This window comes from Rhodococcus sp. (in: high G+C Gram-positive bacteria), from assembly GCF_049286785.1.
Taxonomy (GTDB): Bacteria; Actinomycetota; Actinomycetes; order Mycobacteriales; family Mycobacteriaceae; genus Rhodococcus_F.
The window spans coordinates 1-13230 of the sequence record NZ_JBAQEO010000867.1 but is presented as its reverse complement, the minus strand read 5'-3'; the positions used below and the strand labels follow the sequence as shown (position 1 = coordinate 13230).

Below are 13230 nucleotides of genomic sequence, written 5' to 3'. Positions count from 1 at the left end.
CACGAAAACAGCCGATTCGTGCGTGAGGACGGGCAGTGGCTCTACCTGGACGCGATCCCGACGCCACGGCCCGACCGACCGAGGCTCCCACGTCTGTAGAACGTCCAGGCTTACGATCGGACCATGATCACCAACCGGATCGGTCCCCTCGCCGTGTTCGCCGCCGCTGCGCTGGCTCTTGCCGTCTCCGGATGCTCGGAGTCCGGCTCACCCAGCAGTATGGCCTCGACGACATCCGCGGTGGCCGGGGCGACAACCACGAGTGGTCCGGAATCCGAGGCCCCGATCCCGACCGATGCATCAAAGAAATCATCCACTGCCTCCGCGGGGGCGAAACTGACGGTCACCGACGTCCGCGTCGGAGAGCATGAGGGCTACGACCGGGTGGTGTACGAACTCGGCGGCAAGGGCACACCGGGGTGGCGAGTCCAGTACGTGGACGAGGCGATCCAAGACGGTAGCGGCAAAACCGTTCCCGTTTCGGGCAGCGGCATTCTGCAGGTTCTGATCGACGGCTCGGCATACCCGTTCGACAGCGGTGTGGAGGGCTACGCGGGACCCGACCCGGTGCCGGGAACTCCCGGCGGCGCGGTGACGGGCGTCCACGGTGCCCTCGTGTTCGAGGGAGTGACCCAATCGTTCATCGGAGTCTCGCAGCCGGGCTCACCTTTCTCGGTCACCGCACTCACCAACCCGACGCGGGTGATCGTCGACATCGCGAAAAGGTAGTTCGCCGCCTCAACGCCTTGACCTCGAGTGAACTCGAGGTTTTACCGTTTTGTCGTACACCCGACGTACCGTGCGGGAGTAGCGACAGGAGGCTGCGGGCATGAGCATGGAAGTCACGGCGTGGAACGCGATGTACAACGCGATGCACGCTCAGGAAGATCGCAGACCGTTCTCCCGTACCACCCTGCGGCGGATCGGCCGGTTCGCCGCACCCCACCAGCGAAACCTGGCGTGGTATCTCCTCCTCAGCGTGGTCACGGCCGCGCTCGCGGTGGCCACGCCCGTCCTCGCGGGACGGGTCGTCAACGCCATCGTCGACGGCGATGCGGTGTCGGTGGTCGTGCGCCTCGCCGGCCTCATCGCGATCATCGCCGTGCTCGAGTCCGCCCTCGCGCTCATCACCCGGTGGTTGTCGGCCAGTATCGGCGAAGATCTGATCCTCGACCTGCGCACCGCTGTGTTCGACCACGTCCAACGGATGCCGATCGCGTTCTTCACCCGCACCCGCACCGGCGCACTGGTCAGCCGCCTCAACAATGACGTGATCGGCGCGCAGCGTGCCTTCAGCGACACGCTGTCAGGGGTGGTGTCCAACCTCGTGACACTCGGGATCACGCTCATCGTGATGATCGGCATCTCCTGGCAGATCACCCTGTTCGCCTTGCTGCTGCTGCCGATCTTCGTGCTTCCCGCCCGCAAGATGGGTGCCCGGCTGGCACAGCTCAGCCGCGAGGCCGCCAACCACAACTCGGTGATGAGCACACAGATGACGGAGCGGTTCTCCGCACCGGGCGCCACCCTCGTCAAGCTGTTCGGCCGTCCCTCCGAGGAGTCCACCGAGTTCGCGGTGCGTGCCCGGAGCGTCCGCAACATCGGCGTCCGCACCGCAATGCTGCAATCGGTGTTCGTCACCGCACTCACGCTCGTGTCCGCTCTCGCGCTGGCGCTCGTCTACGGACTGGGCGGCTTCTACGCGCTGCGCGGGCAACTCGACGCCGGCGCCGTCGTCGCCATGGCGATGCTACTCACCCGGTTGTACTCACCGCTCACCGCGCTGGCCAGCGCCCGGATGGACGTCATGAGCGCACTCGTGAGCTTCGAGCGTGTCTTCGAGATCCTCGATCTGAGGCCGCTGATCGAGGAGAAGCCCGACGCCGTATCAGTGCCCGATGGCCCGGTGTCCGTGGAGTTCGACGGCGTCGAGTTCGCGTACCCCTCCGCGGACAAGGTGTCACTCGCCTCGCTCGAGGAGGTCGCCACCCTCGACACCCGCGGCGGAGTCGAGGTACTGCACAACGTGTCGTTCCGCGCCGAACCGGGACAGATGGTGGCGTTGGTGGGTTCCTCCGGAGCGGGCAAGTCGACCATCGCGCAACTGGTTCCCCGCCTGTACGACGTCGACGCGGGTTCGGTGAAACTCGGCGGTGTCGACGTGCGCGACCTCACCGCCGACTCGATCCGCGCCACAGTGGGCATGGTGACCCAGGACGGCCATCTGTTCCACGACACCGTCCGGGCCAACCTTCTACTGGCCCGCCCTGGGGCCACTCCCGGCGAACTGGACGAAGCGCTGGAACGGGCGCGGCTCACCGAACTCGTCGCCGCACTGCCCGACGGTCTCGACACCGTGGTCGGCGAACGGGGCTACAGGCTCTCGGGCGGTGAGCGTCAACGTCTGACCATTGCACGGCTACTCCTGGCCGAACCCCATGTGGTCATCCTCGACGAAGCCACGGCCCATCTCGACTCCACCTCCGAAGCCGCAGTGCAGGAAGCCCTGGGTGAGGCGCTGGCCGGCCGTACCGCCGTCGTGATCGCGCATCGACTCTCCACAGTTCGCGCCGCCGACCTCATTCTGGTAGTCGAGGCGGGCCGGATCGTGGAGCGAGGCACCCACAGCGAACTCCTCGCCATCGGCGGCCGGTACGAGGAGCTGTATCGCACGCAGTTCGACACGATGGGCTCCGCCGCTGTGACCGCGGTATTGCACTGAAGACCCGAACCCCGTAGGGATCTGCGCCGGTAAGCGGGCGTTTCGACGGTTGATGCAGTTCCCGCCGTCGGCTGAAGGTAGTCCCTGATCCCCTGTCTCACCCTTCGGCCAGCCGGCGGATGGCGCCGAGGGGCAAACCGATCCACCGAGGCCGGTTCCGGGCCTCGTACACGGTTTCGTAGACGGCTTTGTCGAGTTCGTATGCGCGGAGCAGGGCGGCGTTCGCGCGGGGGTCGGTACCCGATACGGAGGCATACCCCTCGCAGAAGGCATCACCGTTCCGGTGTGCCCATTCCCTGGCACGGAAGTCACGCTGCGACGTGGCTCCCAGAGGAGCATCGTCGGTGAGCAGATGATGTGCTGCGTAGTCGAAGGAACGTAGCATTCCCGCCACATCTCGCAAGGTGCTGTCCGGCGCCCGCCGCGCGGCAAGAGTCTTGGCCGGCTCACCCTCGAAATCGATGAGAAGCCAGCGCTCCGGCGTGCGCAACACCTGGCCGAGATGGAGATCACCGTGGATCCGCTGGACGGTGATCTGTCCCATCGATTCGGCCTGCGCGAACAGGGTACGGATCAGGGGTGCCAGTTCGTCCAATTCGGGGACGATCGCCGTGGCGGCATCGAGTCGCTGCGTCATCGCCTCCACCGCGGTGGACGCCACACTCTCCTGCTCGGTGCCGAGGGCACGGGCGAGGGCGGCGTGCACCTCGGCGACAGCGGCGCCCATCCGGAAAGCCTCACCGGCGAAGTCGGTTCCTACCTCGGCGGCGTGCAGATCCGCCTCCATGAGCAGGTCGCGAACACTTCCCAGTGCCATGCTCCAGCCGTCCGCGGAGTTGGCCTTGTAATCCTGGACCATTGCCAGGGTGGTCGTGGTGCCGTCGACTTCGGTCTCCATCCACGCCCGGATGGCGGCGACGTACTCGCTGCCGGCCGCTGCGAGCGCGAGATGAAGCTCTACATCGGGATTCACCCCGGGTGTCACGAGTCTGAAGATCTTCATCAGAAGTTCCTCGCCGAGCACCACCGACGTGTTGGACTGCTCGGCCCCGAGAGTCCTTCCGCGCAAACCGGACTCGATAACGGTACCGGGGACCGTCCTCAGTTGCACCGGGCCGGCGCTCTCCGCCGACGCGAGCAGATCGGCATATAGACCGATCACCTCGGAGTCGTGCAGACCGTCATACGCGATCATCATGTTCGTCGTTCCGCCGACCTCGGGCAATGACCAATGCTCCATGTCCTCGGTGAGGTGGCTCCGGAACCCCAGCGGCACCTGATACACCTGCGGGGGTCCGGATTGAAACTCCACCGAGATCAGGAGATGCTCCGCCCGGAATCCGTACACGTCGATCAGGGGATGACGAAATACGATCCGGACGCCGGACACCGCGCGGCCCTTAGCGGCGAACCAGCGACGGTCGGGCAGCCACTGCGCCAACTGCTGTTCGAGAATCGCGTCTGGGATCGTGACGTTCGTCTGCTCGTTCACGGTGTCACCGCCTGTTCCGACTCACTGCTCACCCGATGGCCGCTCGATCCGTCCGACGTGGGATCCGGCTGCAACGCGAACCAGTAGAAGCCGTGTCCCGGCAATGTGATCATGTACCCCTCGTCGGTAATCGCCGGGAACGGAACGGAGCCGGTGAGCTCCACCGGAATTCGTCCCGTGAACTGCGACAGGTCCAGGATCACCGCCTGCGGGAATCTGGACAGATTGTTGACGCACAGGATGACGTCGCTGAAATCCCGCTCCGGGCTGGGCGGGGTCTCGCGCAGATACGACAGGATGGCCGGATTGGCACTGCCGAGTTCGGTGAAGGATGCCGTCCCGAAAGCCGGATGCTGCTTGCGGACCTGGATCATGCGGCGGGTCCAGTGCAGCAGAGAGTTCGTCGAGTTCATCTGGGCCTCGACATTCACCGCCTGATAGCCGTACGTGGGATCCATGATGACCGGCAAGTACATCCGTGCCGGGTCGGCCCGCGAGAACCCGGCGTTCCGGTCGGGGGTCCACTGCATGGGAGTACGCACCGAGTCGCGGTCACCGAGCCAGATGTTGTCGCCCATGCCGATCTCGTCGCCGTAGTACAGAACCGGTGATCCCGGCAGACTCAGCAACAGTGCGGCGAAGAGCTCGAGCTGGTTGCGGTCGTTCTCGAGCAGCGGCGCCAGCCGACGGCGGATGCCGATGTTCGCCTTCATCCGCGGATCCTGTGCGTACTCCGCATACATGTAGTCCCGCTCCTCGTCCGAAACCATCTCGAGCGTCAACTCGTCGTGGTTTCGCAGAAAAATTCCCCACTGACACGAACTCGGAATCGGAGGTGTCTGCGCGAGGATCTCGGAGATGGGGAAACGGTTCTGCCTGCGGACGGCCATGAAGATTCGCGGCATCAGAGGAAAGTGAAAAGCCATGTGACACTCGTCGCCGACATCCGGTTCACCGAAATACTCCACGACGTCCGACGGCCATTGGTTGGCCTCCGCGAGCAGTGCCCGTCCCGGATACTCGGCGTCCATCACCGCCCGGCACTTCTTGAGAAACGCGTGGGTCTCCGGCAGGTTCTCGCAGTTGGTGCCTTCCCGCTCGAACAGATACGGGACGGCATCGAGACGGAACCCGTCGATGCCGAGATCGAGCCAGAACCGCAGGACGTCGATCATCGCGTCCTGAACCTCGGGATTGTCGTAGTTCAGATCGGGCTGATGTGAGAAGAAGCGGTGCCAGTAGTACTGCTTGCGCACCGGGTCCCACGTCCAGTTCGACGTCTCGGTGTCGACGAAGATGATCCGCGCTTCCGGATACCCTTCGTCGGTGTCGGACCAGACGTAGAAGTCACCGTACGGACCGTCGGGATCGCTACGCGACTCCTGGAACCAGGCATGAGTATCCGACGTATGGTTCATCACGAGATCCGTGATCACACGAATTCCCCGTCGGTGTGCCTCGTCGAAGAGTTCGACGAAATCCTCCACCGTCCCGAACTCGGGCAGCACCGCGCGGAAGTCACGGATGTCGTAGCCACCGTCGCGCAGCGGGGAATCGTAGAACGGCGGTAACCACAGACAGTCGACCCCGAGCCAGGCCAGGTAGTCGAGTTTGGAGGTCAACCCCTTCAGGTCGCCGGTGCCGTCGCCCGAGGAATCGTAGAAAGCGCGAACGAGCACCTCGTAGAACACCGCCGTCTTGAACCACTCGTGGTCCACTTTCAGTTCTCGCGCGTGCGAGAACTCCTCGGACTGTGGTTCGACGATATGGCCTTCCAGGTCGTGCTCGGGCCCGGGCGGGGCGTTGCGGAACTGCTCGACGTCGAAACGCGACGACGAATCTTCCAGGGGCATAAGCACCTCGGTCTGCGACTCGATCACGGGAACACATCCAGTTCCCCGGACACTGCATCGATCGTAGGGTGCGGCGAGGGTGCGCGCTCGGGACGCGCGGAAGGCTGCACCGGCACACCACTTCTCGCGAACGAAATCCGAATCTCGCGGTAATCGAGGACACGATCCGTCCGCGATCGGCCTGACACTGGAAACATGAACGAGAAACACACCACCCACCATCCCGTCACCGCACATCCCGTCACCGACGAACGCGAACTTCTCCTCCTGCTGCTGGAGAACCAGCGCACCGCTCTCCGGAACGCCCTGGCCGGACTGAACGAAAACCAGGCGCGCAGCGTGCCCAGCGCTAGCGAGATGAGCTTGTCGTCGCTGCTCAAACATGTGATCGACGGCGAGGAGGCGATGACCTCGCGCATCACTGGCGTGCCCCGCAGCGGGGACCGGGATCCCATCGCAGCGTGGATGGCCGCCTGGAACGTCGGCGACCAGGACACCGTCGCTGCGCTCATTGCACGCTTCGACGACGCGCGCCGGGCAACCGAGTCCGGGATCGCCGCGGAGGAGAGCCTCGACCGCGAAGTCCCACTACGCCCCGAAGTCACACAATGGATGCAACCCGGGGTCGTCTACACCGTGAGATACCTGCTGCTGCACCAGATCGAGGAGTTCGCCCGCCACGCCGGTCACGCCGACATCATCCGGCAGTCCATCGACGGCGCCCGGGCAGATACGCTGGCGCGCGGCACCGGTTGGTCCTGAGGGTTCTCACGCGCTGCGGTAAGTTGTCCGATCGGGTGCTAATGCAGGACGACCGGACAACACGATGAGGAGTTCACGTGCAGGGTAAGAGGGTCACGCGACGTACGATCGCGGCAACGGCAGTCGGCATCGCGGCAGCTGTCGGACTGCCCGGAATTGCGGGCGCCGACGAGACGCCGGAAGTTCCCGGACTCGCGGAACTGCGCGCCGAGGCCGATACCCCCGAGGCGACGGCGGCGGTCGAAGCCCTCGCCACGTCCGGCGAACTCCGTGACGTCGCCGGTCCGTACACGCCGTTCTTCTACACCGCTCCGACCGTGGGGTGCGGCACCGTCGCACCCGTCACGCTCACCATGGCTTCCGGCTCCACCGGACCCTCCGCCGAGATCAAGCCCGGTGAGATCAGCTTCCAGGCGCTCTCGGCATATCCCGGCGTGGTGCAGTCTTCCGGACTCAACGTCGCCTGGATCAACACCAGCACCGGCGGCAGCGGAATCCTCCCTCTCGACGGCACCACCGAGGGCGGCTACCCGTCGCTGTCCAAGCTCGTGGTCACCGGCCCCGGTAACGTCGTGGCCTCGATCTTCGGTTCGGTGGGCTACACCTCCGCCAACTGCTTCGTGCTGCCGACGGTCGGTTTGTTCCAGGTCCCCGACGCGGGCCCGCTGCCGTCGGAGGCCGCGGCTGCCGAGCAACCGGCACCCACTCCCCCGGCATAGTCACAAGAGTCACCGCTTCAGCGCCTGCCGGGCGCGACCCCGGGAATCGAGGCCCGCCGCGAACTGACAATTACCGCAGGATCACTCCTCGCGAGGCTTGCGACTGCCGTCGCGATCCCGCTGGAACTTGCCACCGGATCGGTCGTCGCGTCCACCGCGCCCCGACCGGCCTGCCGGCGGACCGAAGTCGGGCTGCAGCTGGATCAGCACCCCGGAGATGCGGGTACGGCGTAGCGCCTCGAGAGTTTCGGGGGCGAGGTCTGCAGGCAACTCGACCAAGCTGTGATCCGGACGAATGCTGATGTGCCCGAAATCACTGCGACGGAGTCCGCCCTCGTTGGCGATGGCGCCCACGATCGCTCCCGGCACCACGCGGTGCCGTTTGCCGACCGCGATGCGATAGGTGGCCAGTTCCTGGCCCTCCGGACCACGCGACCGGGACGGCGGACCGTCGTCGAATCGTCGAGTCGGGCGCTCACGGGGCTCACGCGGTTCACGTTCGCGGCGGGGTGCGGGCGGCGGCTCGGGCGCCATGAGGAACGCCTCGCCGTCTCTGGACTGAACGGCCAGTGCCGCCGCGATGTCGGCGAGCGGGACATCGTGCTCCTGCTCGTAGTCCTCGATCATCTTCCGGAACAGCGCCAGGTTGTCGGACGTGAGGCTTTCGGTGATGGAGTCACCGAACTTGGCCACGCGCTGCGCGTTGACGTCATCGACGCTGGGCAGTTGCATCTCGGCCAGCGGCTGACGTGTCGCCTTCTCGATGGCCTTGAGCAGATGGCGCTCGCGCGGCGCGACGAACAGCAGTGCCTCACCGGCACGCCCGGCACGGCCGGTACGGCCGATGCGGTGGACGTATGACTCCGTGTCGTGGGGGATGTCGTAGTTGACGACGTGCGAGATGCGATCCACGTCGAGACCGCGGGCGGCCACGTCGGTGGCCACCAAGATGTCGAGTGCACCGCTCTTGAGCTGGCCGATGGTGCGTTCGCGCTGCGCCTGCACGATGTCACCGTTGATGGCTGCGGCGGAGAACCCGCGGGCCCGCAGTCGCTCGGCGAGGTCCTCGGTGGCCTGCTTCGTGCGCACGAAGATGATCATCGCCTCGAAGCTCTCGACCTCGAGAACGCGTGTGAGTGCATCCAGCTTGCGTTGGTTCGCCACCTGGACGTACCGCTGCGAAATGTTCGACGCAGTCGACGTCTTCGATTTGACGGTGATCTCGATGGGGTCGTGAAGGTACTGCTTCGAGATCTTCCGGATAGCGCCGGGCATCGTGGCCGAGAACAACGCCACCTGCTTGTGTTCGGGCGTATCGGACAGAATCCGCTCGACGTCTTCCTGGAAGCCCATCTTCAGCATCTCGTCGGCCTCGTCGAGGACGAGGTACGTGAGCTTGGACAGGTCGAGGGTGCCCTTCTCGAGGTGGTCGATCACACGGCCGGGCGTGCCCACCACGATGTGGGCACCTCGCCGCAGCCCGGACAGCTGAACACCGTAACTCTGACCGCCGTAGATGGGGAGTACGTGCAGACCCGGGATGTGTGAGGCGTACTTGCTGAAAGCCTCGGCGACCTGCAGGGCGAGCTCGCGGGTGGGCGCGAGCACCAATGCCTGCGGCGTCTTCTGCGTCAGGTCGATGCGGGAGAGGATCGGCACAGCGAATGCCGCAGTCTTACCGGTGCCGGTCTGTGCCAGGCCGACGACGTCGTTACCGGCGAGCAGAGGCGGGATGGTGGCCGCCTGGATCGGCGAGGGCGACTCGTAGCCCACATCGGACAGTGCCTTCAAGACCCGATCATCGATGTCGAGGTCGGCAAAAGTGGGGGGTTCGGGGTCACGCTCGATATCACTCATTGACCAGCAGTTTAGTGCACGCCCGCGACTGCATCTTCAGCGCCGCGCAAATAAGCGGCTATCGGCGCGCGAGACCCCGGCGGCAGCCCGTCGCCTAGCGTGGACGGCATGGTAGATGTGGCCGTCACACAGTTCGCCCCAGGCGAGGACAAACGCGACAACCTGCTGACCATCCGCGCGCTCGCGATCGAGGCGGCGGCGCGCGGCGCGAAGGTGGTGGTCGTTCCCGAGTACGCGATGTTCACGGCGCCGCGAACCGATCACCGGATCGTGGAGTCGGCCGAAAGTCTCGACGGGGAGTTCGTCGCGGGTCTGGCCGACACCGCGGGAGAGCTCGGGGTGTACCTCGTCGCGGGGGTCAACGAGGCGCTGCCCGGAGACGACCACATCTCCAACACCCTGGTCGCTCTCGGTCCCGCAGGCGACATCGTTGCCACGTACCGCAAACTCCACCTCTACGACGCGTTCGGGTACAAGGAATCCGAGGTCATCCGCGCGGGTGAGGTCGGGACTCCCGAGACGTTCTCCGTCGGCGGCCTCACCTTCGGCATGCAGACCTGTTACGACCTTCGGTTCCCCGAGGTCACTCGCCGCATCGTCGACGCGGGCGCCGACGTCCTGTTGCTGCCCGCCCAGTGGGTACCCGGGCCGTTGAAGGAGGACCATTGGTCCACGCTGATCCGGGCGCGGGCAATCGAGAACACCATCTACGTCGCGGCCGCCGATCAGAGCGCACGCACCGGAGCAGGCGGCAGCATGATCGTCGATCCGATGGGCGTGGTCGTCGCCTCGCTCGGTGAGCAGGTGGGCTCGGTCCAGGCGGCGGTCACCCGGCAGCGGATCGACGAGGTGCGCAAGAAAAACCCGGCGCTCACGCTGCGCAGGTTCACCGTCGCGGAGATCGGGTCCCGGACTCCGGATCGGGGATAGTCTGCCGCGCGGGGGGCGTTCCGGTGGGCCGCCCGGGCAGCGTCTGCAATGCCGAAGTCGACGTTCATCAGCTCACGGATGAAGAGGTCACAGAACTGCTGGCGAAGGCTACCCGCTGGTACTCGAGATATTTCCGTTCGGCAGTGCAACATTCGAGGGGCTCGGGCCGATATGTGGGGCAGAGCACAGAACCGGACTGCTTTTGGAGGACCTCGTGACCGTGTCTACCGACACCGTGGAAACCATCGTCGCCGCTTGCCGCGAGAGGTTGGGTGATCCGTCCGGCTGGGTCTCCTCCGAGGCGTATCGGCACAGCCTCGCCCTGTGCATCATCGAATCCGTCCAATCGAGTGCGGGCCACAGTGAGGTCGCTGTGGTCGACCGTTACGTCGCCTACCGCCGGGCCCATGCGGATCAGCCCCTCACCGACGGCGCCCGCGATCTCCTGCGCACCTTCGAGGAGGCCGGAAGCTCGGATCAGTGGGCGGGCAAGGTGGGCTCGTACAAGCGCCGCTACAACGCGACGGGCGTCCCGATCGAGGCTCGCCACATCCAGCAGGCAGCCGAACGACTCCACACGTTGCGGATCAATTGTGTCGAGGATCTTCTCGATGCGGCACGTGACGAGGCAGCACTCGAACGGATCCATCAGGCGTGGGTCGACGTGTGCGGCGAAAGCGGCGACATCACGTGGGCGCATTTCCTCACACTTGCGGGCGTCCCCGGCATCACGCCGAGCCGGGTCGGAGACGTCTTCGTCAGCGGCGTCCTCGGAGAACCGGCGTCCTCGGCCGGCGCGGACGCGGATGAGATCCTCGACGCCACGGCCGGCGAGCTGGGCGTCGATCCGGACCAGCTGAACTACGCGATCCGGCGCTGGCTGTCGGTCAATACCCGGCGGCTGGAACGGGCCGCCTGAATACAGGTGAACGCGAAGTTACACCTATTTTCGCAGGTCAGAGACGTCACATTTCACATGCCGCGAGACCTTAGTGCGAAACCCGGACAAATGTGATCGAATGCACATCGCTCATGTTGTTTCAGTGGAGGGGTCACAGTGCGTGAATTTTCGGTACCGCAGTCGTTCACAATTCCGGAGGACGTCTCGATGGCCGACACGGTCTTCCGTCACGCCGAGGAAGATCCGGGTTTCGTCGCGTTCAATCGCAAGGTCGGTGGCCGCTGGGTAGACGTCACCGCCGCAGAGTTCGCCGAACAGGTCGCCGCCGTGGCGAAGGGTCTGATCGCTTCCGGTGTCGGGCTCGGTGACCGGGTCGCCATCATGTCGTCCACACGGTACGAGTGGGTCCTGCTCGACTACGCGATCTGGACCGCCGGTGGATGCACGGTCGCCATCTACGAGACGTCCGCTCCCGATCAGGCTCAGTGGATTCTCGAAGATTCGGGGACGGCGATCCTCGTCGTCGAGACGGCGACCGGCGCCGAGACATTGAAGGCCGTCACCGATGGGGCGCCCGAGCTCCGCGAGGTCCTTCAGTTCGATGCCGGAGCCATCGAGGAGCTCGCGTCCCGAGGCAAGGACATCACCGACGAACAGATGCACGAGCGGCGCCACCAGGTGCGCGCTTCGTCCCCGGCCACCCTCATCTACACCTCGGGCACCACGGGCCGACCCAAGGGCGTTCAGCTCACGCACTCCAACTTCTTCGCGGAAGCGACGGCAGTCCATCTGGCTCTTCCCAATTCGATGGTGCAGGGCAAGCGCACTCTCCTGTTCCTGCCCTTGGCGCACGTCTTCGCGCGGGAAATCTCCTTCGGCGCCTTCGAGAACAAGGTCACCGTTGCGCACACCTCCGACCTGACAACACTTCTCGACCAGTTCGCGGAATTCAAGCCCAACTTCATTCTCTCGGTGCCGCGTGTCTTCGAGAAGGTGTACAACTCGGCGAAGCAGAAGGCGTACGACGGCGGCAAGGGCAGCATCTTCGAGAAGGCGTCCGCCACTGCGATCGCCTACAGCGAGGCTCTCGAGTCCGGCGGACCCGGTCTCGGACTCAAGATCAAGCACGCCGTGTTCGACAAGCTCGTCTACTCCAAGCTGCGCACCGCACTGGGCGGCGAATGCGAGATGGCGGTTTCCGGTGGCGCAGCACTCGGCGCACGCCTCGGGCACTTCTTCCGCGGAGTGGGCATTCCCGTTCTCGAGGGTTACGGGCTCACCGAGACCACGGGCGGCGTCACGATCAACACCCCGGAGCATCAGCGGGTCGGATCCGTGGGCAGGCCCGTCAACGGCCACGCCGCCAAGATCGGCGAGGACGGCGAACTGCTCCTCAAGGGCCCCGCGGTGTTCAGCGGTTACTGGCACAACGACCAGGCAACCGCCGAGTCGATTCGCGACGGCTGGTTCCACACCGGCGACCTCGGTTCGATCGACGAGGACGGCTACGTCTCGATCACCGGACGCAAGAAGGAGATCATCGTCACCGCAGGCGGCAAGAACGTGGCACCCGCCTTACTCGAGGACGCACTTCGCGCTCACCCGCTGATCAGCCAGTGCCTGGTGGTCGGCGACGGCAAGCCCTTCATCGGCGCACTGATCACACTCGACACCGAGGCCCTGCCGGGCTGGATCGAACGCCGCGGTATGGCTGCGGGTACGCCGGTTTCCGAGCTGGTCAAGCATCCCGATCTGGTCGCCGAGATCGACGAGGCCGTCGCCGAAGGCAACAAGAAGGTGTCCAATCCGGAGCAGATCAAGAAGTACCGGATCCTCGAGATCGACTTCTCGATCGAGACCGGCGAGCTGACGCCCACGCTGAAGCTCAAGCGCAACATCATCCACAAGGAACACGGCGCGGCGATCGAGGCCATCTACGTCTGATCCGACACCCCCTCGGATCCCCGCAGGATACGGTGGCCCGGCTTCTCTGT

At 65.3% G+C, this 13230-nt stretch carries 10 protein-coding genes; 7 read left to right on the top strand and 3 right to left on the bottom strand.

Going from position 1 to position 13230, the window contains the following annotated elements:
* Window positions 1-123: 123 nt before the first annotated feature.
* Window positions 124-729 carry an AMIN-like domain-containing (lipo)protein gene (locus WAW17_RS30915; RefSeq protein ID WP_422336647.1) on the top strand — a complete coding sequence of 202 codons (606 nt, stop codon included), beginning with the start codon at window positions 124-126 and terminating at the stop codon, window positions 727-729.
* A gap of 100 nt (window positions 730-829) precedes the next feature.
* Entirely contained in the window at window positions 830-2722 is a 1893-nt protein-coding gene (locus tag WAW17_RS30910; RefSeq protein ID WP_422336646.1) for an ABC transporter ATP-binding protein, read from the top strand.
* A gap of 97 nt (window positions 2723-2819) precedes the next feature.
* On the opposite strand, the gene WAW17_RS30905 is transcribed toward WAW17_RS30910, so the two are convergent.
* Together WAW17_RS30905 and treS are read right to left on the bottom strand one after the other, a co-directional pair.
* Window positions 2820-4214 carry a maltokinase N-terminal cap-like domain-containing protein gene (locus WAW17_RS30905; RefSeq protein ID WP_422336645.1) on the bottom strand — a complete coding sequence of 465 codons (1395 nt, stop codon included), beginning with the start codon at window positions 4212-4214 and terminating at the stop codon, window positions 2820-2822.
* Window positions 4211-6067, bottom strand: coding sequence for a maltose alpha-D-glucosyltransferase (gene treS, locus WAW17_RS30900; RefSeq protein ID WP_422336648.1), 1857 nt, complete (start codon window positions 6065-6067; stop codon window positions 4211-4213). Before treS ends, WAW17_RS30905 begins: the two co-directional genes overlap by 4 nt.
* A 195-nt stretch (window positions 6068-6262) precedes the next feature.
* Here treS and WAW17_RS30895 point away from each other — a divergent pair, with 195 nt between their 5' ends.
* Together WAW17_RS30895 and WAW17_RS30890 are read left to right on the top strand one after the other, a co-directional pair.
* Entirely contained in the window at window positions 6263-6829 is a 567-nt protein-coding gene (locus WAW17_RS30895; RefSeq protein ID WP_422336644.1) for a DUF664 domain-containing protein, read from the top strand.
* A 77-nt stretch (window positions 6830-6906) separates the two neighbouring features.
* On the top strand, window positions 6907-7548 hold the full coding sequence (locus tag WAW17_RS30890) for a hypothetical protein (RefSeq protein WP_422336643.1): 642 nt from the start codon (window positions 6907-6909) through the stop codon (window positions 7546-7548).
* An 81-nt stretch (window positions 7549-7629) separates the two neighbouring features.
* Here the strand turns inward: WAW17_RS30890 and WAW17_RS30885 are convergent, their stop codons facing one another.
* On the bottom strand, window positions 7630-9405 hold the full coding sequence (locus WAW17_RS30885; RefSeq protein ID WP_422336642.1) for a DEAD/DEAH box helicase: 1776 nt from the start codon (window positions 9403-9405) through the stop codon (window positions 7630-7632).
* A 108-nt stretch (window positions 9406-9513) separates the two neighbouring features.
* Between WAW17_RS30885 and WAW17_RS30880 the strand changes: the two genes are divergently transcribed.
* From WAW17_RS30880 to WAW17_RS30870, 3 genes are all read left to right on the top strand, one after another.
* Window positions 9514-10335: a carbon-nitrogen hydrolase family protein gene (locus tag WAW17_RS30880; protein WP_422336641.1), complete on the top strand. Its 822-nt coding sequence runs from the start codon at window positions 9514-9516 to the stop codon at window positions 10333-10335.
* A gap of 214 nt (window positions 10336-10549) precedes the next feature.
* Window positions 10550-11254, top strand: coding sequence for a heme peroxidase (locus WAW17_RS30875; RefSeq protein WP_422336640.1), 705 nt, complete (start codon window positions 10550-10552; stop codon window positions 11252-11254).
* Between the two features lie 138 nt (window positions 11255-11392).
* On the top strand, window positions 11393-13180 hold the full coding sequence (locus WAW17_RS30870) for an AMP-dependent synthetase/ligase (protein WP_422336639.1): 1788 nt from the start codon (window positions 11393-11395) through the stop codon (window positions 13178-13180).
* Window positions 13181-13230: the final 50 nt, after the last annotated feature.